Origin of the sequence: Streptomyces sp. P17 (assembly GCF_032436805.1) — a bacterium.
In the GTDB taxonomy this organism is placed as follows: Bacteria; Actinomycetota; Actinomycetes; order Streptomycetales; family Streptomycetaceae; genus Streptomyces.
Genome location: NZ_JAVRBF010000001.1, coordinates 192,990 through 212,945, shown reverse-complemented (window position 1 = coordinate 212,945; position 19,956 = coordinate 192,990). Strand labels below are relative to the sequence as shown.

Genomic DNA, 19,956 nt, shown 5'->3' with positions numbered 1-19,956 from the left:
CAGGACCTCAGGCGGCCGCGTCGAGGACCCCGTCACTGCGCACGATCACCAGGAAGGTGTCCGTCGCCAGATCCATCACGACCTCGGCGTCCAGGCCTTCCCGACGCCTCGCCTGCGCGAACTCCTCCGCCGGCCACGACCCTCGCGGACTACCGGCGGGAAAGCGTTCGAGCACCGTTCGCCCGTTCACCCTGCACCTCCATCTAGCGCTGTACTCGAAGAGTTAAACGCCAACGGGCGGGTGAACGCCTCGCCAAGTGACGGGACTGAGACATAGTTGACACTTGTCCACGGCAAAATGTGAGCCGCGTCTCACCTGTTGTTACGTTCCGCGTCAATCCTCGTACTCATCGTGATACCGGATGCGTTCACTTCCCGCAGGCGCCCCCAGGGACGACGCCCGCCCCTCGGGTTCCTCCCACTCCTCCTGCCGTCCCAGCGCGGTCAGGTCCAGGAAGCTGGTGGTCGAGCCAAGACCCTCGAGTCCGCGCTCGTTCGTCGAGTAGGTGTGGAACACCCGGTCGCGGTCCCTGAGGAAGCAGCTCACGCCGGGCCGCTCGACGAGTTCCCCCTCGTGCTCCCGGGTCACCTCGAAGTCGCGGTTGAAGTCATTGCCGTACGACGAGAACCAGGGCACCGTCCAGCCCATCCGCGCCTTGAACGGCAGGATCCTGGTGTACGGCGCCCTGGAGACGGCCACGAACGAGGTGCCGTGGGCCCGCAGATGGGCGAGATGCCCGACCTGGTCCAGGAAGGCCGAGCAGCTGCGGCAGCCCGCCTCCCACTCGGGCGCGAACATGAAGTGGTAGACGACGAGTTGGTGCCGTCCCTCGAAGAGGTCGAGCAGGGTGGCCTTGCCGTCGCCGCCCTCGAAGACGTACTCCGTGTCGATCTCGACCATGGGCAGCCGGCGCCGCTCGGCGTTGAGCGCGTCACGCGCGCGCGTGGCCGCCTTCTCCCTGACCAGTAACTCCTCACGCGCCGCACGCCATTCGGCGCGCGAGACGATCTCCGGAAGCGACATGGGCCCCTCCTGTACGACGGTCCGTTCTGGGTGGTGACCGGCGGGAGGGGCGGAACTCATCGCTGCGGCACAAGTCTCTATCGCTGCGTCACAAGATTCCCTCCGACCATCGGCGCGTGCGTATGGCAGTTGACCAGCCCGGGCAGAGCGACCTGGCCACGGGCGTCGAGCCGTTCCACGGCGGGCCGGTCCACCACCTCGGCCGCGCCCGTGACGGCCTCGACCACCCCGTCCCGTACGACGATCGCGGCATCCTCCTCGAACCGGCTCCGCTCTTGATCGTCGTGCAGAAGGACGGTGCATCCGGTGATGATGAGATCGGCGACGGTTGGCGTCATGCCGCCAACGTACGACGGCGTACACGCGTGGTGTGAGCCGATCCGCGCATGTCGTCACCGCTCTGTCGCGGCCTCGGCGGAACGAGCACTCCGGCCTCACCACAACGGCTTCCGGAAAGGGGCCCGGCATGCTCCTCGGCACCTGGAACCTGGAGAACCTCTTCCTGCCCGGCGACCCGGCGGGCCCCAAGGACAAGGCCGCCCACGAGACGAAGCCGGCCGCCCTGGCCGCCGTGATCACGGAGCTCGACCCGACGCTGCTCGGCGTCCAGGAGGCCGGCGATCCGGCGGCGCTGCGGGACCTGGTCGGGATGGTGGGCGGCGACTGGCACACGGCGCTCTCCGAACACCCCGACGGGCGGGGGATCCGGGTCGGCTTCATCAGCAGGGTGCCGTTGCGGGTGCTGGCCGCCACGACGGCGTTCCCGCCGAAGCTGCGGCCGGTCCAGCTGGACGACACGGGCGGGGAGACACGGGAGGCGGGCCGGGGCTTCCTGGCGGTGGAGCCGGGGGCCCGGCGCGTAGCGGTCTGCCATCTGAAGTCGAAGCTGCTGACCTACCCCGGGGACCGCTTCCAGCCGCGGGACGAGGGCGAGCGGGCCCGTTTCGGGGCGTACGCGCTCTACCGGCGGGCGGCGGAGGCGACGGCGCTGCGCGCGCTCGCGGACGAGCTGCTCGCGGGCGGGGGCCGGGAGCGGGACGTGGCGGTCCTCGGCGATCTGAACGACGAGGTCCGGGCGGCCACGACCCAGATTCTGCTGGGCCCGCCCGGCTCGGAGATCGGCACACCGGGCTTCGAGGCGCCTGACCGGGGCGACGCGGTCCGCCTGCGGAACATCGGGCCGCTGATCCCCGCCGAGCAGCGCTTCTCCCGTATCAGTGCCGGCCGCCGCGAGCTGATCGACCACGTGCTGCTGAGCCACCGCCTGGTCCACCGCGTGACGGAGGCCGGCACGGGCCTGCCCGGCGTGGACGCCCCGCGCCTGCCGTCGGTCGGCCCGGACCCGGCGGAGCGCCGCGGGGAGCCCGGGTCGGACCACGCTCCGGTGTGGGTACGGGTCAGCCAGCCCTTCGCAGCACCGCGAGCTCGTCCAGCGCCCCGGCGAGCTCCTGGGCGTACCGGGGTGCGAGCCGGCCCGAGTCGTCGAGGTGGACGGCGCACGCGGTGGTGGTGTCCACGAGCCGTTCGAGAGCACCGGCCACCTCCTCCGTGCCCTCCGAGTGCCGGGCGATCGGGGGGAGTTCGGCGGCGGCGAGCGCGATGGCGGCACGGGCCTCGGCGAGCGTGCGGTAGGCCTCGCGGCGGAGGGTCCAGCGGGTGGAGCGGCTGTCGGTGCCGCGACTGTCGACACTCTCGGCACTGTCGACGAAGCGGCTGTCGGCACCCCAACTCCCGGTCTCGCGACTCCCGGTCTCGCTCAGCACATGTGCGAGATACGCCCGCGCCGCGTTCTCCGCCGCCCCGAGCCGCGCCCGCACTCCCCCACCCCGTTGCCCGGGCATCGGCAGATGCCCTACGACGAGCACGATCGCGCAGGCCAGCAGCGTCTCCCCGATCCGTCCGGCGGAGGCCTGCGGCTCACCCCCGACCATGACCAGCGCGAGGACGAGGAGCGTGACGACGGCGGTCTGGGCGGCGAAGTGCCGCGTGGCGACGGGGATGAGCGCACCGCAGACGGCGACCAGCGCGATGAGCCCCTCCGGCCGGGGCAGCACGGCGGCGAACCCGGCGAAGAGCAGGGCCCCGAGCACGGTCCCGGCGGCCCTGCACAGCACCCTGGACACCAGCGGCCCGAGATCGGGCTTGACGAGGAAGACGACGGTGGCGGGCAGCCAGTACCAGTGCGTGTGCTGCCCGTACCAGCGCGAGTAGTACAGTGCCTGCGCCACCGCGGAGCCGGCCCCGAAGCACAGGGCGACCCGAAGCCCGTACTCCCGCCCTCCGGCACCGAACACGGTGCGGACCAGCGACGAGACGGACCGCCGACGGGTGTGCAGATCGTCCCCGCCCCCGGCCCGGTCGAAGGCGTCGGCGGCATGCAGCAGCGCGTCGTCCAGGGCACGCAGCGCGGGCGCGCTCCGGGACGGGGCGGGCAGTGGCCCGGTGGGCGTGTTGGCGCGTACGGCGGAGGCGAGCCGCCGGGGCCCTTCGGCGGCCCGCGCCGGTACGGCCTCCCCCGCCCAGGCGAGCGCGGTGGCGGCTTCGGCGAGGGGAAGGGCGGCGGCGTACTGCGCGTGCAGCCGCCGCTCGGCGGAGGAGGAGGCGTACCGCCGCAGCCGGGGCCCGGTGAGGGCGTCCTGAGCATGATCGAGCGCGGCGGTGAGGGCGACGCGCCGAGCGTTGGCGCCGCTGGTCCCCGCGGCCCCGAGCAGATCGGCGACGGCGTCATAGACGGACGCGACGGCATCCCGCTCCCCGTCGAACCGGAAGTCCCCGACGAAGGACCCGGGGCTCGGCAGCACGAGCCGCAGCAGCAGCAGCCACCCGGCCCCGCCGAGAAAGGCGAGCGCCCGCTGCCACCCCGTCTCCGGCAACGGCATCCCGGCCCCGATCGCGGAAGCGACGAGCAACTGGGTACCCGCACCGGAGGCGACGGGCCCGACGGCACTGACACCGCCGGCGACCAGCCCGACAAGGGTGAGCAGCAGAGTGAGCCCGACGGCCCCCATGCTCTCTCCGCCGTAGGTCCCGACCAGCAGCCCGCAGGCGCCCGCGACCGCAGGCACGCCCATCCGCCGGACGGCCGCCCGTCGACTGCCCGGCCGGTCGTTGATCCCGGCGAGCATGGCGCCGATGGCGGCAACGACCCCGACGGAGGCCTGACCGGCAAGTACGGCAGCCAGCAGAGGCCCCGCCGCCAGCCCACCCCGCCCCACCGCACTCCACGGAACGGGCCCCCGCTGAGCACGAAAAGCATGGCCGAGCCAGGGAGGCAGGACAAACACGGGGCGTGACACAGGGCTCCTGTCAGGACGAGGGCGGGGTGTGCCTTCGGGCGACGGTGGCCGGGCTTTGTGGTGTGGCTCGACGGTAGATCGCGAACTTGGAGATCGAGGAACGGGCGTATTACCCCCGTGTGACAATGCTTGGTAATGCCATGTTCTTTATGAACGCAATGGCGGCGCGGCCTCCATCGCCCGCTCGAACAGCCGCCCCGCTTCGGCCGTCACCCCGCTCAAGGGGTCACGCCCCGCTCCCAGAGCCCCGATGACGTCGTCGACACCCCGCAGCCCGGCGCGGTCCAGCAGCCGCTTCTCGTTGGTCACCCACTCCCCGCGCGCCGCCAGCACCGCGTGGCCGGTCTGCGCCGCGGCGGTGGCGATGGCGCCCGCGAGCTCGGTGCGACGGCCCGCCCCGGCATGGTTGGCCTCGGCGTAGGCCAGCGTGGCCCGGGCCGTGCCGTACCAGCGCTCGCTCGCCGTGTGCCGGAGCTTCTCCGGGTTACGCCGCCGGCCGCGGCAGCTCCCCGCGCAGCACCCGGTTGATCGCCAGTTCCGCGACCACCGAGTAGCTCGGATCCCGGCCAGATGGAACAGCAGCGGTTCCACCCGGAAGCGCCCCTGTCGCGCCTCCGCGAGTTCATGTTCCACGACATCGAGGTCGCGGTAGTGGACGTCCACGCGGTGGCCGCCGATCGTCAGCCAGGCGCCTCCGTTGAAGACGCCGCCGCCCCAGGCGCCGAGGTCCGAGACCTCGCCCTCCCAGCCCAGCGCACGCAGGTCGGCCGGGTCGAAGGGGCCTCGGTAGTAGATCGCCAAGTCCCAGTCGCTGTCCGGGCGTTCCATGCCCTGAGCGCGGGAGCCGCCGAGGGCTACCGCCCGCACGGCGGGCAGGGCGGCCAGGCGCCCGGCCGTCGAGTCGAGACAGTCGGGCATGGTCGCTCAGGCCTCCCAGAGGTCGCGGTGACGATGACGGGTGGGTGGGTGATCCAGGGCTTCGGCCACTGTGCCGAGGGTGCCGGCGGGGGCTGCTCTTAGGTGCTTGAGGGCCGTCGTACGGAACGACCTGAGCTCCGCTCGCGCCATCGACTCGTACGGGCTCGTCCAGCGCTGGCCCAGGCCTCTCGGGTACGTGTACGCGGCGAAGCTCCGCAGCACCGCCTTCGGCCTGGGGCGGCGGCCCTCACGCCTGGCGCGCGACAACTCCTGGCGGGAGTAACGGAGTTCCGCGAGCGAGTGGACCGTGCAGGGGCCGGTGGTGCCGTGCGGCCAGTAGGGCGGGCCGGTGCGGTGGCGGGTCGGGACGTGGTGGACGGTGCGTGACATGGCTGGGCACCAGGGTTGCGGGCCGCGCCGGAGCTGTCGAACGGTTATCCGTCGGCCCGCTCCAGAAAATCGGATGCGGTACCCGGTCCCGCACCCGAAGATCGGTGGGTTGTCCGCCGTTCGCCGTACAGCCCCGGGAGCCGCCGTGATCCAGCGCGTCACCAACCCCGCCCTCTTCCCTCCCCCGACCTACTCCCACGCCTCCGTCGTCGAGGCCGGTACCAAGCTCGCCTTTCTCGCCGGTTCCGTGCCGCTGGACGCCGAGGGGAAGATCGTCGGTGAGGGGGATCCGGCACGGCAGGCCCAGCAGGTGATCGCCAATCTCGAAGCGCAACTGGCGGCGGTCGGGAGCGACTTGGCGCATGTGCTGTCGACCGATGTGTACGTCGTCAGCAGCGAGACCTCCGTGCTGTCCTCCGTGTGGGAGGTCGTCGAGGCATCCGGCCTCAGTACCGGACCACACTCGTCCACGCTCATCGGGGTCGCCTGCCTCGGCTACACCGGGCAACTGGTGGAGATCACGGCCACCGCGGTCGTACCGGAGGATGGCCGGTGATCACCCTGCGCAAGGCCACCGCCGAAGACGCCTCCGCCGTCGCCGACGTGTGGCTGCGCTCCTTCAATGCCGCGCTGCCGACCGTCGTACGGCCACACTCGGACGACGAAGTGCGCGACCACTTCCGGGAGTTCGTCGTCCCCCGGCAGGACACGTGGGTGGCTGAAGCCGGTGGCGCACTCGTCGGCGTCATGGTTCTCCACGGCGAGCTTCTCTCCCAGCTCCACCTCGCACCCGACTGGCGCGGGCGTGGCCTCGGCGACCGGTTCGTCCAACTCGCCAAGGAGCTCAGCCCGCAGGGGCTGAATCTCTGGACCTTCCAGATCAACAAGCCCGCCCACCGCTTCCACGAGCGCCACGGCTTCGTCGCCGTCGAGTACACCGACGGCAGCGACAACGAGGAGCGCGAGCCGGACGTACGGTACGTCTGGAAGCCGTAGCTCACGGCCGCCCCCAGCCCCTCCGCTTCGGCAGCGGCCGCGCATACGCCCCCGCCCTGCTCGCCGTCAGCCCCAGTGCCACCAGCGACTCCGCCAGCCGTACCGCCACGCCGACCCCGTCCACCACCGGAAGCCCCAGCTTCTCCGCCACCACCCGCTGCAGCCCCGTCATCCCGGCGCATCCCAGTACCAGCACCTCGGCCCCGGCGCCGCGCACCCGTTCGGCCGCCGTCAGAAGCGCGGCCTGCGTGCGCTCGGCGTCCTCCAGTTCGAGGACCCCGAGCCCGGTGCCGACCACGCCCACGCAGTTCCGCCCGACCCCGGCCAGCTCCAGGCTGTCCTCGATCTGGCCGCACGACCGTTCCAGCGTGGTGACTACCCCGTACCGCCGCCCCAGCAGACACGCCAGATGCGCCGCGGCCTCCGTGATGTCCACGACGGGGACGTCCACCAACTCCCTTGCGCCTTCGCGCCCGTGCTCGCCGAACCCGGCCATGACCACGGCGTCACAAGGACCCTCGTACGTCCGCAGCGCGTCCAGCACCGCCGCCGCCGACAGGTAACTGTCCAGCCAGCCCTCCGCCGACTCCGGTCCCCAGGACGGGGTCAGTCCGGTCACGGTGGTGCCCGGGCCTGCGGCGGCCCGGGCACCTCGTACGATCTCCTCGGTCATCTCCTGCGTGGTGTTGCAGTTGGTGACGACGATCCGCACCCGCTCAGCCCTCCCTTCCGGCGCGCTCACCGCGGCACAGCACCAGATACAGGCCCGCCGCCAGCGCGGTACCGATGAACCACGAGTACGGCGCCACATCACTGAACGTCTTCACCAGCGCCAGCACCGCCGCGACCCCCGCCGCCGGCAGGAACGCCCACAGCGCCTTGGGGTTGACGCCCTTGGTCGCCGAGGGCTTCGTCCTCTTCGAGTCCGCGCGCCGCACGGTCGTACGGCGGCTGACCCCGACCGACGTCAAGGAACTCTTCGAGCTGCGCGAGGCGTTGGAGGTGTACGCGGCGGGCCTGGCCGCGTCCCGGGCGACCCCGGAGGCGCTCGCCGAACTGCGGGAGCTGCTGACGAGCGCCGCCGCCGGGGCCGGGGACGCCGAGACGATCACCGACGTCAACACCCGGTTCCACGACCGCATCCTCGCCCTGGCGGGCAACAGCCTGCTGATCGCGGTCATGGAACCCGTCGACGGCCGCCTGCGCTGGCTCACCCGGCGCAACGAGGAGTGGCCCCAACTCCTCACCGAGCACCGCGAGTTGTACGAGGCCATCGCCTCCGGCGACCCGGACCGCGCCCGGGCGCACGCGCTGAGCCACGTCCGGGCCAACTACGAGTCGACGGTCCGGCACCTGTTCGGCGACGACTCCGGCAGGCCCGCCTCCTGAGCCGCCGTCCGCAGCACCTCCCGCAGCATCGCGGGCGTGAGCCGGCCGGTGAAGGTGTTGCGCTGGCTGACGTGGAAGCAGCCGAAGAGGCCGAGCCCGTCGAGCGGCACCCGCACCCCGTGCCCGAAAGCCGGCCGAGGCGGCGGAATCGTCCAGCCCGCCGCCGCCAGCGCGGGCAGCACCGCCTGCCAGCCGAACGCGCCGAGCACCACGACCGACCGCAGCGTCGGCCGCAGCAGCCGCAGCTCCTGCACCAGCCAGGGCCTGCAGGTGTCGCGCTCCTCGGGCGTGGGCTTGTTGGCGGGCGGGGCGCAGTGCACGGGCGAGGTCACGCGGACGCCGTACAGCTCAAGTCCGTCGTCGGCGGCGACCGCGGTGGGCTGCGAGGCGAGGCCCACGTCGTACAGCACCTGGTACAGCACGTCCCCGGAGCGGTCGCCGGTGAACATCCGCCCTGTGCGGTTTCCGCCGTGCGCGGCCGGGGCGAGGCCGACGATCAGCAGCCGGGCGTCCGGCGGGCCGAATCCCGGCACCGGGCGCCCCCAGTACGTCTGCTCGACGAAGGCGGCCCGCTTGGTCCGGGCCACCTCCTCCCGCCAGGCCACCAGCCGAGGACAGGCCCGGCAGCCCGCGATCCGCCGGTCGAGTTCGACGAGGGCGTCCATGGCTCCACCGTAAGCCCGGCGAAAAGGCCAGGTCGGCCGTCCGGCTCAACGACTAAGGTCAGAGACATGGCTTCCGAGGGTGACGAGGACAAGAGCGGCGGCGCGGCACCGGCCGACGGGGCCTCTCCGGCCGTGGATGCGGGGACCGCCGCCGCCGTGGCCGCCGCGAAGGCGGCCGGGCCGCAGTCCGGTGAGAGCGTGCGCGTCGACAGCTGGATCTGGGCGGTACGGCTGATCAAGACGCGTTCGGCGGGCGCCGCCGCCTGCAAGGGCGGTCATGTGCGGGTGAACGGCGAGCGGGTCAAGCCCGCCCACTCCGTGCGCGTCGGCGACGAGGTGCGGCTGCGGCACGAGGGCCGGGAGCGGATCGTCGTGGTCAAGCGTCTGATCCGCAAGCGGGTCGGCGCCCCGGTCGCGGTCCAGTGCTACGTCGACAACTCCCCGCCGCCCCCACCCCGCGAGGCCGTCGCCCCGGCCGGCATCCGCGACCGCGGCGCCGGCCGCCCCACCAAGCGGGACCGCCGCGAGCTGGAACGCCTGCGCGCCCTGGAGAAGGGCAGCCGCCCCGGAGCGCGCTGACAGGGACGGACGTACGGCAGCGGCCGCGTCCGATCCGGGCCCGGGGCCCTCGGACGCAGCCGTCACCGTACGTACGCCGGGTGTCACGCGCGCCGCACCAGCCGCAGCAGCTCCGCGTTGTGGCCGCGCCGCGCCCAGGCGATCAGGGCGAGCGGAATGATCAGGATGAGCGGCGTGGCCGCGTTCTCCCCGTCGAAGGCGGTGAGCGTGACGACGAACGCGCCGACCATCAGCGCGCTCAGCGCGATCCCCGCCACCGACTGCAGCACCGGGATCAACAGGGCGATGGCTCCGGCGAGTTCGAGGGCGCCGATGGTGTACATGCCCGCGCTGCCCCAGCCCAGCTCGTCGAAGGTCTCGACGGCCGTGGAGTGCGCGATCAGCTTCGGCAGTGCACTCGCGAAGGCGAAGAACAGCGCAAGCAGGATCTGCAGCCCGCGCAGGGCGATCCGGGCACGGCGCCCACGGGCGGTCGCGGACTCGGCGATGACGGGGACGGGAGCGGTGGTCTCGGACATCGGGCTCTCCTGTGTACGGCGGTTGGTGTCGCGGTCACAGAGACAGACCGCGGGACGCTCCGAAACTCATCGCCACCCGGCCGAAGTTGGGCCCTGAATCGGGAACCATCCGTGCCCGATGTACCAGTGACCGCCCGCCCGCAGATGGTCCCCCACCGCCCGCTCCACCGCCGTCCGCCGCGGCAGCCCCTCGACCGGCAGATCGGGGTCGCCGAACACGAACTGCACCGGCTCGGTATCGGCCTCCTCGCCGTCGGCACGGCCGATCCGGAACCGCCCCTGGAAGCGCACGAGGTTGGAATCGGCCGGCAGATACCGCTTGAGCTGCGGATCGAGCAGCCAGGAGTGGCACATCGCGGCCGAGTACCGCTCCTCGGGAAAGTGCCGGGCGAAGAACTCCCGGGCCAGCTCCAGGGAGCGGTCGCAGGCGGCCGGGGTCAGCGGGCCGTGGAAGTCGGGGATGTGGAGGTTCAGGCAGGGCGTGTCCGGGTCCAGACCGTCCGCGGCGAACATCTGCCCGGTGCGCGTCCGCTCGAACTGGAGCCGCCCCAGCTGGTACAGCTCCCCACGGAAGTGATGGGCCAGCCATCTCGGGGCCTGTACGCCCGCCCGGCCGTACCGCCGACGGTGGACGGCCATGTTCCGGCCGAGGTCGGCGAGGGTGCGCCGGGTCACCTCGGCGGGGACACCGCGCTCGCGGTGGTACGCGCGCGTGTAGGGCAGCGCGGCGACGAAGACGTACGCGGGGAAACAGCGCTGCAAGGGCCCCGCGGGCCAGTCCAGCTCGGGCAGCTCGACCCGCGCGCCGATGGTCCCCATGTCCCGGACGAGCTCCTCGACCGACGCCTCCAGGAACTGTCTGAGCTCGGGATCGTCGGTGACCCTTCGCCGCATGCGGACGAGGGCGCCGATGTCCTCGTGGGGTACGGCGAGGTCGATCAGGGTCTCGGGCAGATCGTCGGCATCCGGCAGCGGCACGACACATACCCCCTCTTTGTGAACGGCTCCTCGGAGAGTACGTTCCGAAGGAGGAGTGGTGATCCCGATGCGTACGGGCAGTGAACCCACGACCGCGCGCAGTGCGCTGCGCACGCGGTTCTGGCTGAGTGTGTGGGGGCTGGTCTGGGCGGTCTTCGGCACGGTCGCCTTCGCGCTGGCCGGCCGTACCGGCTGGGCGGTGGCCTGCGGGGTCCTGGCGCTGGTCGTCGCCGTGGACATGTTCTTCATCGTCCGGCACATCCGCCAGGGCCCGCACTACCAGCCCGGCCGGGACGTCCCGCCGTACAACCCGCCCGACCGCCGCTGACGCTCAGGACTCGAACCGCGCCGCCTTCCTGTACTGCGGGTTGGGGTCCAGCGCTGCCGCCAGCCGGAAGTGGCGTACGGCCTGGTCACGCCGCCCCTGCCGCTCATAGGTGCGGGCGAGCGCGAAGTGCGCGAACGCGTTGTCCGGCTCGCGCTCCAGGACGATGGTGAACTCCAGCTCGGCGGGCCGCAGTTGCGCGGCCGCGAAGAAGGCACGCGCGCGCAGCAGCCGCGCGGCGGTGTTCTCGGGGTGCGCGGCGATGACACCGTCGAGCAGCTTCACCGCGCCCCGCGGGTCCCGCGCGGCGAGCAGATGCTCGGCGGCACGGAAATCGATGACATGCGTCTCCGGAGTGCGTCCGGTCGAACCGCTGGTCTCGGGCACGGCAGAGTCCTTCCCTCACTGAAGGGCTTCAACGCCCCCAGGAGGGGCCGCTATTCCTGAGGCGTCTGGGCCCTGTGCTTCAACTCGTCCCACACTTCCCGTACCCGCCGCTGCAGCTCTTCCAGCGGTACGTCGTTGTCGATGACGATGTCGGCGATCTCCCGGCGCTTCTCCCGCGTCGCCTGGGCGGCCATCCTCGCGCGGGCGTCCTCCTCGGTCATCCCGCGCAGCCTCACCAGCCGGTCGAGCTGGGTTTCGGGGTCGGCGTCGACGACGACCACGACGTCGTACAGCGGCGCCAGGCCGTTCTCCGTCAGCAGCGGGACGTCATGGACGACGACCGCGTCCCCGGCGGCCGCCTGCTCCAGCTCGCGGGAGCGGGCGCCCACCAAGGGGTGCACGATCGAGTTCAGTACAGCGAGCTTGTCGGGGTCGGCGAAGACGATGGAGCCCAGCTTGGGGCGGTCCAGGCTCCCATCCTCCGCCAGCACCTCCTCGCCGAAGGCCTCCACCACGGCGGCGAGCCCGGGCGTCCCCGGCGCCACGACCTCCCGCGCGATACGGTCCGCGTCGATCAGCACGGCACCGCAGGCCACGAGCAGCCGTGACACCTCGCTCTTGCCGGCACCGATACCGCCGGTCAGGCCAACTTTCAGCATGGCCGAAGCTTAGGGCCTGCCCGAGCGGGCCTAGGGGGTGTTTTGAAAGTCCCGCACAGCACCCACGGCGCCCGGCACGCACCCTCGCCGCACCGGCCAAAGACCCAAGTACGTCCAGTACGAGGGCCTTCGTCCGGCACGCCGAGGGCACGCACCGAACACCGCGGGCACCGCGGGCACCGCACAGGACTTTCAAAACACCCCCTAGTTGTCGCCTTCCCGCTCCGCCAGGAACCGCTCGAACTCGCGCCCGATCTCGTCCGCCGACGGGATCTCCACGGGCTCGGCGAGCATGTTGCCCCGTGTCTCGGCCCCCGCCGCCGCGTCGTACTGGTGCTCAAGGCCCTGGACCAGCGCCACCAGTTCCTCGTCGCCCTCCTGGATCTGGCGGTCGATCTCGGTCTGGGTGCGGTGGGCGTCGGTGCGCAGGGCGTGCGCGATGCCCGGGAGGACCAGGCCGGTCGCGGCCGTGATGGACTCCAGGACGGTCAGGGCGGCGTCCGGGTACGGGGAACGCGCGATGTAGTGCGGCACGTGCGCGGCGACGCCGAGGACCTCGTGGCCCGCCTCCATCAGGCGGTACTCCAGCAGCGACTCGGCGCTGCCCGGCACCTGCGCCTCCTCGAAGGGGCTGCGGTGACCCGGGACGAGGTCGGTGCGGTTGCCGTGCGGGGTGAGGCCGACAGGGCGGGTGTGCGGGACGCCCATGGGGATCCCGTGGAAGTTCACGGACAGCCGGACACCGAGCCGCTCCACGACCTGCTGGACGGCGGCGGCGAAGCGCTCCCACTCCACGTCCGGCTCGGGGCCGGACAGCAGCAGGAAGGGCGCTCCGGTGGCGTCCTGGACGAGCCGTACCTCGATGGCCGGAACCTCGTAGTCGGTCCAGCGGTCGCGCTTGAACGTCAGCAACGGGCGGCGGGCGCGGTAGTCCACGAGCCGGTCGTGGTCGAACCGGGCCACGAGTTGGTGGGGCAGCGAGTCGAGCAGCCGGTCGACGATCTGGTCGCCGGTCTCGCCCGCGTCGATGTATCCGTCGAAGTGGTAGAGCATGACCAGGCCCGCGGACTCCTGCGCCAGCGCCATGTCGACGACAGTCAGGCCCTTCGGATCCCATGCGTACAAATCCTGCGGATCAAGCACAGTGACCGCTCCTCCTCGTGTTCACACTCAACAACGCCCTTGCGGGCGTGGGCATTCCCGGAGAACGAGGAATCGTGATCTTGACGGTATGGACAGGGCCGTCAGGGCATGCCAAAGGGGCCGCACCCCGAAAGGTACGGCCCCTCTGTCAGGAGCTACTGCTCAGTGAGCGTCAGCTCAGCTCTGGCCACCGGCGAGCTTCTCACGCAGCGCGGCCAGCGCCTCGTCCGAGGCAAGCGCACCGGAGTTGTCCGGGCCCTCGGAGGAGTACGAACCGCCGCCACCGGACGCGGCCGGAGCCGCACCCGCCGTCTCGCCGCCCTCGGCCGCAGCAGCGGCGTCGGCCTCGCGGGACTTGATGACCTGCTGCTGGTGCTGCTCGAAGCGGGTCTGCGCCTCGGCGTACTGGCGCTCCCACTCCTCGCGCTGCTTCTCGTACCCCTCGAGCCAGTCGTTGGTCTCGGGGTCGAAGCCCTCGGGGTAGATGTAGTTGCCCTGGTCGTCGTAGGACGCGGCCATGCCGTACAGGGTCGGGTCGAACTCGACCGACGCCGGGTCGGCACCGAAGGACTCGTTGGCCTGCTTCAGCGAGAGGCTGATACGACGACGCTCAAGGTCGATGTCGATGACCTTGACGAAGATCTCGTCGTTGACCTGGACGACCTGCTCCGGGATCTCCACGTGGCGCTCGGCCAACTCGGAGATGTGGACCAGACCCTCGATGCCCTCGTCCACGCGGACGAACGCACCGAACGGAACCAGCTTCGTGACCTTGCCGGGCACGACCTGGCCGATCTGGTGGGTACGGGCGAACTGCTGCCACGGGTCTTCCTGGGTCGCCTTCAGCGACAGGGAGACACGCTCACGGTCCATGTCGACGTCGAGAACCTCGACGGTGACTTCCTGGCCGACCTCGACAACCTCGGACGGGTGGTCGATGTGCTTCCAGGACAGCTCGGAGACGTGAACCAGACCGTCGACGCCACCCAGGTCCACGAAGGCACCGAAGTTGACGATCGAGGAGACGACGCCGGAACGGACCTGACCCTTCTGGAGGGTGGTGAGGAACGTCTGGCGGACCTCGGACTGGGTCTGCTCCAGCCAGGCACGGCGGGACAGGACCACGTTGTTGCGGTTCTTGTCCAGCTCGATGATCTTGGCCTCAAGCTCCTTGCCGACGTACGGCTGGAGGTCGCGAACGCGGCGCATCTCGACCAGGGAGGCCGGGAGGAAGCCACGGAGGCCGATGTCGAGGATGAGACCACCCTTGACGACCTCGATGACGGTGCCGGTGACGATCCCGTCCTCTTCCTTGATCTTCTCGATCGTGCCCCAGGCACGCTCGTACTGAGCGCGCTTCTTGGACAGGATGAGGCGGCCTTCCTTGTCCTCCTTCTGGAGGACAAGGGCCTCGATCTCATCGCCCACGGCGACGACCTCGTTGGGGTCGACGTCGTGCTTGATGGAGAGCTCGCGGCTCGGGATAACGCCTTCGGTCTTGTAACCGATGTCGAGCAGGACCTCGTCCCGGTCGACCTTCACGATGACGCCGTCGACGATGTCGCCGTCGTTGAAGTACTTGATCGTCTCGTCGATCGCGGCGAGGAAGGCTTCCTCGTTACCGATGTCGTTGACCGCTACCTGCGGGGTGGTGGCGGTGGTCTCGGTGCTGCTCGTCATGTGGGAAAGGGCTCCGGTACGGACATTGAAGTCGTAGGTACTGCTACGCCGGGAGCCCGTATCGCTCTGAAGAAGCCGGACAGCCAAGGAAGCGCCTCACCAGGTAACTGGTGATGGCGCCTCGACAACCGAGGGGACATACAACAGATGCGAGCGCAGCCTGCTACGTCTGAGGTGCGCAGGCCCGCAGCGCAACTTGTAGCATACGGGGGCAGCCGGGCAGGGTCAATGCGCGAAGGCGCACACCCGGGGCGGATCGCCGCATACCCGGCACAAAACCTGTCTCCCGAGGCCACGCAGGGCCCACGACGCCCCTTTCGTGACACCGCCGGGGACGGGGTTTGGACGGAAGAGTACGACGAGGGAGCCGATCATCCAAGAGCCCGTATCCATCGAGGCCGCGTCCGGGTCGGAAGCCGAGCCGGAGGCCACTCGGCGTGCCGCCGACGTCGCGGAGAGTTCCCGGGCGAACCGGGGCTGGTGGGACCGCAACGCGGACGAGTACCAGGTCGAGCACGGCACCTTCCTCGGCGACGACCGCTTCGTCTGGGGCCCCGAGGGCCTGGACGAGGTGGAGGCGGAGCTGCTCGGCCCGCCGGAGGAGCTGAAGGGCAGGGACGTCCTGGAGATCGGGGCCGGCGCGGCCCAGTGCGCGCGCTGGCTGGCCGCGCAGGGCGCCCGCCCGGTCGCCCTGGACCTCTCCCACCGCCAGCTCCAGCACGCGCTGCGGATCGGCGGCTCCTTCCCCTTGGTCTGCGCGGACGCGGGCGCCCTCCCCTTCGCCGACGCCACCTTCGACCTGGCCTGCTCGGCGTACGGGGCGCTGCCCTTCGTCGCCGACCCGGTGCAGGTGCTGCGCGAGGTGCGCCGGGTGCTGCGCCCGGGCGGCCGTTTCGTCTTCTCCGTGACTCACCCGATCCGCTGGGCCTTCCCCGACGAGCCGGGCCCCGAGGGCCTCACGGTCTCCGCCTCGTACTTCGACCGCACGCCGTACGTCGAGCAGGACGAGGAGGGGCGCGCGGTGTACGTCGAGCACCACCGGACGATCGGCGACCGCGTCCGGGACCTCGTGGCGGCGGACCTCCGCCTGGTCGACCTGGTGGAGCCGGAGTGGCCGGCCTGGAACACCGCGGAGTGGGGCGGCTGGTCCCCGCTGCGCGGGAATCTGATCCCGGGGACGGCGATCTTCGTCTGCGTACGAGACTGAGTGCGTGATCCGTTACGACGCCCTGGACGCCCTTCCCGTACGCGGTGCCCTTCCCTCTCTGACCGACGCCCTGGAGGCGCACGGCACCGCGGTCCTCGTCGCCCCGCCCGGCACCGGCAAGACGACCCTCGTCCCGCCGGCGCTGGCGGGGCTGCTGGACGCTGCCGCGCCCGCCCGGCGGGTCGTCGTCGCGGAGCCGCGCCGTATCGCCGCCCGCGCCGCCGCCCGGCGGATGGCGTGGCTGCTCGGTGAGAAGGTCGGCGGGAGCGTCGGCTACACCGTGCGCGGGGAGCGGGTCGTCGGACGGCACGCACGCGTGGAGGTCGTCACGACGGGTGTGCTGCTGCAGCGCCTCCAGCGCGACCAGGAACTCGCGAGCGTCGACGTCGTGGTCCTGGACGAGTGCCACGAACGGCATCTGGACGCGGACACGACGGCGGCCTTCCTGTGGGACGTACGGCAGGCGCTGCGGCCGGAGCTGCGGCTGGTGGCCGCGTCGGCGACGACGGACGCTCAGGGCTGGGCCCGGCTGCTGGGCGGCGCGCCGGTGGTCGAGGCGGAGGGTGTCTCGTATCCGGTGGAGGTGGTGTGGGCGCCGCCTGCGCGTCCGGTGCGGCCGCCGCACGGGATGCGGGTGGACCCGGCGCTGCTGACGCATGTGGCGTCGGTGGTGCGGCGGGCGCTGGCCGAGCGGGACGGGGACGTGCTGTGTTTCCTGCCCGGTGTGGGGGAGATCGCGCGGGTGGCCGGACAGCTCGGCGGCCTGGGCGGTGTGGAGGTGCTCCAGGTGCACGGTCGCGCCCCGGCGGCGGTGCAGGACGCGGTGCTCGCCCCTGCGGAGCGGCGCCGGGTGGTGCTGGCGACGTCCGTGGCGGAGTCCTCGCTGACGGTCCCCGGGGTCCGGGTCGTGGTCGACTCCGGTCTTGCGCGGGAGCCGCGCGTCGACCACGCGCGCGGCCTGAGCGCGCTGACGACGGTACGGGCCTCGCAGGCGGCGGGGCGGCAGCGGGCGGGCCGGGCCGGTCGTGAGGCGCCGGGTGCGGTGTACCGCTGCTGGGCGGAGGCGGAGGACGCGCGTCTGCCGCGCTTCCCCTCCCCCGAGATCAAGGTGGCGGACCTGACGGCGTTCGCGTTGCAGACGGCGTGCTGGGGAGATCCGGCAGCCACAGGGCTTGCGCTGCTGGATCCGCCGCCGGCGGGCGCGATGGCGGCGGCGCGAACCGCCTTGGCGGCGGTGGGGGCCGTGGATTCCCAGGGCCGGGCCACGGAGCGGGGGCTGAGGCTGGCCCGGCTCGGGTTGCACCCGCGTCTGGGGCGGGCCCTGCTGGACACCTCCGGTGCGGGTGCCGAGGTGGTGGCTCTGCTGTCGGAGGAGGCGCCGCGGGAGTACGGCGATGATCTGGCGGCGGCCTGGAGGGCTGCTCGGCACGGGGGTGACGCGTACTCGGGGCGGTGGCGCAGCGAGGTGCGGCGGCTGCGAGCCGCCGCCGGCGAGGTTTCCCGCCCGCACGCCCAGGACCGCGGGTCGCGGGCGGACGCCGAGTTCGGACCCGGCACCCTCGATCAGGACGCGGCCCTCTCCGCCGACCGGCTCGCCGGGGTCGTCGCCGCCCTGGCCTTCCCCGAGCGCGTCGCCAAGCTCGACGGCGGCTCCTACCTCATGGCCTCCGGGACCAGGGCCGACCTCCCCGACCGCTCACCCCTGCACGGCGCCCCCTGGATCGCCGTCGCCGCGGCGGACCGGCCCGTCGGCAAGGGACACGCACGCGTGCAGCTCGCCGCCGTGGTGGACGAGGAGACGGCTCGCTCGGCGGCCGCTCCTCTGTATACGGAGGGCGAGGAGGTCCACTGGGCCGACGGGGACGTGGTCGCGCGCCGGGTGGAACGCCTGGGCGCGATCGAGCTGGCGGTACGTCCGCTCAAGCACGCCGACGCCTCCCTCGTACGCGATGCCCTTCTGGACGGACTGCGACAGGAGGGACTCGGCCTGCTGCGGTGGTCGCCGGACGCGCTCGTCCTGCGACAGCGGCTGGCGTTTCTCCATCTGCACGTGGGCGACTCCTGGCCCGACGTCTCCGACGCTGCGCTGCACGCGCGCGTGGAGGAATGGCTGGAGCCGGAGCTGAGCCGTTCCCGGCGGCGGGCGGACCTTGCGCGGATCGACGCGGGGGCGGGCCTGGGCCGGCTGCTGCCCTGGGCCTCGGGCGAGGCGGCACGGCTGGACGAGCTGGCGCCCGAACGCCTCACCGTCCCCAGTGGGTCCAGAATCCGGATCGACTACACGAACCCCGAACAGCCCGTCCTCGCCGTGAAGTTGCAGGAGATGTTCGGCCTGCACGAGTCGCCGTCCCTCGCCGGAGTTCCGGTCCTCGTCCATCTCCTCTCCCCCGCCGGCCGTCCCGCCGCCGTCACCGCCGACCTCGCCTCCTTCTGGAAGGAGGGCTACAAGGGCGTACGAGCCGAGCTGCGCGGCCGCTATCCGAAGCATCCGTGGCCCGAGGACCCGGCGACGGCCGAGCCCACCCGGCATACAACAGCGCGGCTCAGGCGTTGACCGGTTCCGGTTCGACCGTCTCCCCCGGGGCCGGATCCGCCGGGCGGCGGCTGCGGGCCTCCAAGTAGAGGGACAGGGCCAGCAGGAGGATGCCGAGCGTCAGGAAGCCCCACGGCAGGTACGACGTCATCAGGAGGACCAGGGTGCGGTTGGACTTGACCAGGTCGACCGTGTAGTCGATGTAGTCCTCGCGCATCTTCACATGGCCGGAGAACGCCGTGACCTTGTCGCGGTCGCCGAGGAGGCTGCCGCCGCGGAGTTCCTCCTTGTGGATCTCCTCGCCGTAGACGGGGGCGCCGGTGAGGGGTTCGACCCAGAACTTGCGGACCGTGGTGTACCAGCGGGTGGTGCCGGTCTCGTCGAGGGACTCCGGTGTCACTCCGCCGACGGGCAGCTTCTTGGGGAACGGCACCTTCGTCCACGGGATGGTCTGCTCGAAGTAGTAGACCTCGAGGCCGCGGAAGTCCTCGGTACCCCGGTAGTAGATGGGCGCGGAGGTGCGGGTCTGGGCGTCGAAGTACTCGTAGGACCGTTTCTCCGTCAGGAACGGCCACTTGAACTCGATGCCCTCGCGGCGCACCGGGTCGCCGTCGACCATCTCGCCGGGGGCGTGGACGGGTTCCTGGGTGTGGGCGTCGAAGATATAGCGCTCGGGGATCTGGGAGACCATCTTGCCGTCGGGGCCCTGGACATAGGAGAGGCCGTCCCAGACGACCACGTCCCGGCCCGCCGTCTTCTCGATCCGCTCGGAGGCCTCCACATTCCCCTTCAGGGTCTGCACGATGGTGACCTTGGAGACCTTCTTCGCCTTCATCGTGCCGTAGTCGAGCAGGGTGGCGTCCTTCGCCTCCAGGACCATGTCCTGGTACTGGTTCGCGGGGATCTTGGCCAGGCGCGGGAAGGCGTACCAGCGCAGCATCGGGGACAGCGCGGCGAAGAACACGGCGAACGCGAGCAGGACCAGACTGGCCTTGCGGCGCATCTCGGCCTCCCTCCCGGGCGGTTACGGGTGTGCGGGCACCGTCGTCAGCAGCGGCTCGGGGGAGGTCTCGCCGGCCGGCGAGCCCAGCGCGGTGAGCGTGAACACCAGGGCGAGCGCGACGGCGAGACCGGTCGCGGCGGCGATCAGGGCGCGCACGGTGCCTCCCCACGGGGCCGGAGCTGATACCTCGTCAGGTCCGGCACCGTAGCAACGGGCGGGCGAGATGAGAACACGTTGCACACGACGACGGCGCCCCTCCCGGGCTG

The 19,956-nt window shown here is 71.7% G+C and carries 21 protein-coding genes and 3 pseudogenes; 8 read left to right on the top strand and 16 right to left on the bottom strand.

Annotation, left to right across the window (positions count from 1 at the left end; translation table 11 throughout):
• Positions 1 to 7 precede the first annotated feature (7 nt).
• The 3 genes and pseudogenes from RMT89_RS01000 to RMT89_RS00990 form a co-directional block, all read right to left on the bottom strand.
• A complete protein-coding gene (locus tag RMT89_RS01000) occupies positions 8 to 190 on the bottom strand; it encodes a hypothetical protein (protein ID WP_315881957.1) in 183 nt (60 codons plus the stop codon).
• A gap of 144 nt (positions 191 to 334) precedes the next feature.
• Complete coding sequence (locus RMT89_RS00995; protein ID WP_315881956.1) at positions 335 to 1,024, bottom strand: DUF899 domain-containing protein; 690 nt, start codon at positions 1,022 to 1,024, stop codon at positions 335 to 337.
• A gap of 104 nt (positions 1,025 to 1,128) precedes the next feature.
• Positions 1,129 to 1,362: pseudogene (locus RMT89_RS00990) on the bottom strand (amidohydrolase); the annotation flags it as partial.
• Positions 1,363 to 1,490: 128 nt separating this feature from the next.
• Here RMT89_RS00990 and RMT89_RS00985 point away from each other — a divergent pair.
• A pseudogene (locus RMT89_RS00985) lies at positions 1,491 to 2,423 on the top strand (endonuclease/exonuclease/phosphatase family protein); the annotation flags it as partial.
• Here RMT89_RS00985 and RMT89_RS00980 read toward each other — a convergent pair.
• From RMT89_RS00980 to RMT89_RS00970, 3 genes and pseudogenes are all read right to left on the bottom strand, one after another.
• A complete protein-coding gene (locus RMT89_RS00980) occupies positions 2,422 to 4,320 on the bottom strand; it encodes an FUSC family protein (RefSeq protein WP_315881955.1) in 1,899 nt (632 codons plus the stop codon). The pseudogene RMT89_RS00985 and the gene RMT89_RS00980 sit on opposite strands and share 2 nt — an antisense overlap.
• Before the next feature lie 147 nt (positions 4,321 to 4,467).
• Positions 4,468 to 5,238: pseudogene (locus RMT89_RS00975) on the bottom strand (nucleotidyltransferase family protein).
• A 6-nt stretch (positions 5,239 to 5,244) separates the two neighbouring features.
• Positions 5,245 to 5,628 (bottom strand): hypothetical protein, encoded by a 384-nt coding sequence (locus tag RMT89_RS00970; protein WP_315881954.1) that lies wholly within the window; start codon positions 5,626 to 5,628, stop codon positions 5,245 to 5,247.
• Positions 5,629 to 5,773: 145 nt separating this feature from the next.
• On the opposite strand from RMT89_RS00970, the gene RMT89_RS00965 reads away from it, so the two are divergent.
• Positions 5,774 to 6,184 carry a RidA family protein gene (locus RMT89_RS00965; protein WP_315881953.1) on the top strand — a complete coding sequence of 137 codons (411 nt, stop codon included), beginning with the start codon at positions 5,774 to 5,776 and terminating at the stop codon, positions 6,182 to 6,184.
• Positions 6,181 to 6,624, top strand: a complete 444-nt coding sequence (locus RMT89_RS00960) for a GNAT family N-acetyltransferase (RefSeq protein ID WP_315881952.1) — start codon at positions 6,181 to 6,183, stop codon at positions 6,622 to 6,624. Before RMT89_RS00965 ends, RMT89_RS00960 begins: the two co-directional genes overlap by 4 nt.
• A gap of 1 nt (position 6,625) precedes the next feature.
• Here the strand turns inward: RMT89_RS00960 and RMT89_RS00955 are convergent, their stop codons facing one another.
• Positions 6,626 to 7,336: an aspartate/glutamate racemase family protein gene (locus tag RMT89_RS00955; protein ID WP_315882006.1), complete on the bottom strand. Its 711-nt coding sequence runs from the start codon at positions 7,334 to 7,336 to the stop codon at positions 6,626 to 6,628.
• Positions 7,337 to 7,410: 74 nt separating this feature from the next.
• On the opposite strand from RMT89_RS00955, the gene RMT89_RS00950 reads away from it, so the two are divergent.
• Complete coding sequence (locus RMT89_RS00950; RefSeq protein ID WP_315881951.1) at positions 7,411 to 8,013, top strand: GntR family transcriptional regulator; 603 nt, start codon at positions 7,411 to 7,413, stop codon at positions 8,011 to 8,013.
• On the opposite strand, the gene RMT89_RS00945 is transcribed toward RMT89_RS00950, so the two are convergent.
• Positions 7,956 to 8,678 carry a uracil-DNA glycosylase gene (locus RMT89_RS00945; protein ID WP_315881950.1) on the bottom strand — a complete coding sequence of 241 codons (723 nt, stop codon included), beginning with the start codon at positions 8,676 to 8,678 and terminating at the stop codon, positions 7,956 to 7,958. The two genes, RMT89_RS00950 and RMT89_RS00945, sit on opposite strands and share 58 nt — an antisense overlap.
• Positions 8,679 to 8,744: 66 nt before the next feature.
• Between RMT89_RS00945 and RMT89_RS00940 the strand changes: the two genes are divergently transcribed.
• Positions 8,745 to 9,257 (top strand): RNA-binding S4 domain-containing protein, encoded by a 513-nt coding sequence (locus RMT89_RS00940; RefSeq protein ID WP_315881949.1) that lies wholly within the window; start codon positions 8,745 to 8,747, stop codon positions 9,255 to 9,257.
• An 83-nt stretch (positions 9,258 to 9,340) separates the two neighbouring features.
• On the opposite strand, the gene RMT89_RS00935 is transcribed toward RMT89_RS00940, so the two are convergent.
• Both RMT89_RS00935 and RMT89_RS00930 read right to left on the bottom strand, forming a co-directional pair.
• Positions 9,341 to 9,775 carry a DoxX family protein gene (locus tag RMT89_RS00935; protein WP_315881948.1) on the bottom strand — a complete coding sequence of 145 codons (435 nt, stop codon included), beginning with the start codon at positions 9,773 to 9,775 and terminating at the stop codon, positions 9,341 to 9,343.
• Between the two features lie 66 nt (positions 9,776 to 9,841).
• Positions 9,842 to 10,753 (bottom strand): acyltransferase domain-containing protein, encoded by a 912-nt coding sequence (locus RMT89_RS00930; protein WP_315881947.1) that lies wholly within the window; start codon positions 10,751 to 10,753, stop codon positions 9,842 to 9,844.
• A gap of 67 nt (positions 10,754 to 10,820) precedes the next feature.
• Between RMT89_RS00930 and RMT89_RS00925 the strand changes: the two genes are divergently transcribed.
• Positions 10,821 to 11,081, top strand: a complete 261-nt coding sequence (locus RMT89_RS00925; protein WP_315881946.1) for a DUF6343 family protein — start codon at positions 10,821 to 10,823, stop codon at positions 11,079 to 11,081.
• A 3-nt stretch (positions 11,082 to 11,084) separates the two neighbouring features.
• Here the strand turns inward: RMT89_RS00925 and RMT89_RS00920 are convergent, their stop codons facing one another.
• From RMT89_RS00920 to rpsA, 4 genes are all read right to left on the bottom strand, one after another.
• The gene (locus RMT89_RS00920; protein ID WP_315881945.1) at positions 11,085 to 11,465 is read right to left on the bottom strand and encodes a tetratricopeptide repeat protein; all 381 of its coding nucleotides are present in this window, start codon (positions 11,463 to 11,465) and stop codon (positions 11,085 to 11,087) included.
• Positions 11,466 to 11,515: 50 nt separating this feature from the next.
• The gene (gene coaE, locus RMT89_RS00915) at positions 11,516 to 12,124 is read right to left on the bottom strand and encodes a dephospho-CoA kinase (RefSeq protein ID WP_315881944.1); all 609 of its coding nucleotides are present in this window, start codon (positions 12,122 to 12,124) and stop codon (positions 11,516 to 11,518) included.
• Positions 12,125 to 12,328: 204 nt separating this feature from the next.
• Positions 12,329 to 13,267: a PAC2 family protein gene (locus tag RMT89_RS00910; protein WP_315881943.1), complete on the bottom strand. Its 939-nt coding sequence runs from the start codon at positions 13,265 to 13,267 to the stop codon at positions 12,329 to 12,331.
• 177 nt (positions 13,268 to 13,444) lie between these two features.
• Complete coding sequence (gene rpsA / locus RMT89_RS00905; RefSeq protein WP_315881942.1) at positions 13,445 to 14,947, bottom strand: 30S ribosomal protein S1; 1,503 nt, start codon at positions 14,945 to 14,947, stop codon at positions 13,445 to 13,447.
• 319 nt (positions 14,948 to 15,266) lie between these two features.
• Here rpsA and RMT89_RS00900 point away from each other — a divergent pair, with 319 nt between their 5' ends.
• Together RMT89_RS00900 and hrpB are read left to right on the top strand one after the other, a co-directional pair.
• Positions 15,267 to 16,154 (top strand): class I SAM-dependent methyltransferase, encoded by an 888-nt coding sequence (locus RMT89_RS00900; protein ID WP_315881941.1) that lies wholly within the window; start codon positions 15,267 to 15,269, stop codon positions 16,152 to 16,154.
• A 4-nt stretch (positions 16,155 to 16,158) separates the two neighbouring features.
• Positions 16,159 to 18,708 (top strand): ATP-dependent helicase HrpB, encoded by a 2,550-nt coding sequence (hrpB, locus tag RMT89_RS00895; RefSeq protein WP_315881940.1) that lies wholly within the window; start codon positions 16,159 to 16,161, stop codon positions 18,706 to 18,708.
• Here hrpB and RMT89_RS00890 read toward each other — a convergent pair.
• Positions 18,698 to 19,690 carry a DUF3068 domain-containing protein gene (locus tag RMT89_RS00890; RefSeq protein ID WP_315881939.1) on the bottom strand — a complete coding sequence of 331 codons (993 nt, stop codon included), beginning with the start codon at positions 19,688 to 19,690 and terminating at the stop codon, positions 18,698 to 18,700. The two genes, hrpB and RMT89_RS00890, sit on opposite strands and share 11 nt — an antisense overlap.
• Before the next feature lie 21 nt (positions 19,691 to 19,711).
• A complete protein-coding gene (locus RMT89_RS00885) occupies positions 19,712 to 19,846 on the bottom strand; it encodes an SPW_0924 family protein (RefSeq protein ID WP_315881938.1) in 135 nt (44 codons plus the stop codon).
• Positions 19,847 to 19,956 lie beyond the last annotated feature (110 nt).

Coding starts and splice junctions, on each gene's coding strand:
- RMT89_RS00995 (WP_315881956.1), bottom strand. CDS start 1,024: ATGTCGCTTCCGGAGATCGTCTCGCGCGCCGAATGGCGTGCGGCGCGT.
- RMT89_RS00970 (WP_315881954.1), bottom strand. CDS start 5,628: ATGTCACGCACCGTCCACCACGTCCCGACCCGCCACCGCACCGGCCCG.
- RMT89_RS00950 (WP_315881951.1), top strand. CDS start 7,411: ATGAACCACGAGTACGGCGCCACATCACTGAACGTCTTCACCAGCGCC.
- RMT89_RS00945 (WP_315881950.1), bottom strand. CDS start 8,678: ATGGACGCCCTCGTCGAACTCGACCGGCGGATCGCGGGCTGCCGGGCC.
- RMT89_RS00940 (WP_315881949.1), top strand. CDS start 8,745: ATGGCTTCCGAGGGTGACGAGGACAAGAGCGGCGGCGCGGCACCGGCC.
- RMT89_RS00935 (WP_315881948.1), bottom strand. CDS start 9,775: ATGTCCGAGACCACCGCTCCCGTCCCCGTCATCGCCGAGTCCGCGACC.
- RMT89_RS00925 (WP_315881946.1), top strand. CDS start 10,821: ATGCGTACGGGCAGTGAACCCACGACCGCGCGCAGTGCGCTGCGCACG.
- coaE (WP_315881944.1), bottom strand. CDS start 12,124: ATGCTGAAAGTTGGCCTGACCGGCGGTATCGGTGCCGGCAAGAGCGAG.
- rpsA (WP_315881942.1), bottom strand. CDS start 14,947: ATGACGAGCAGCACCGAGACCACCGCCACCACCCCGCAGGTAGCGGTC.
- RMT89_RS00890 (WP_315881939.1), bottom strand. CDS start 19,690: ATGCGCCGCAAGGCCAGTCTGGTCCTGCTCGCGTTCGCCGTGTTCTTC.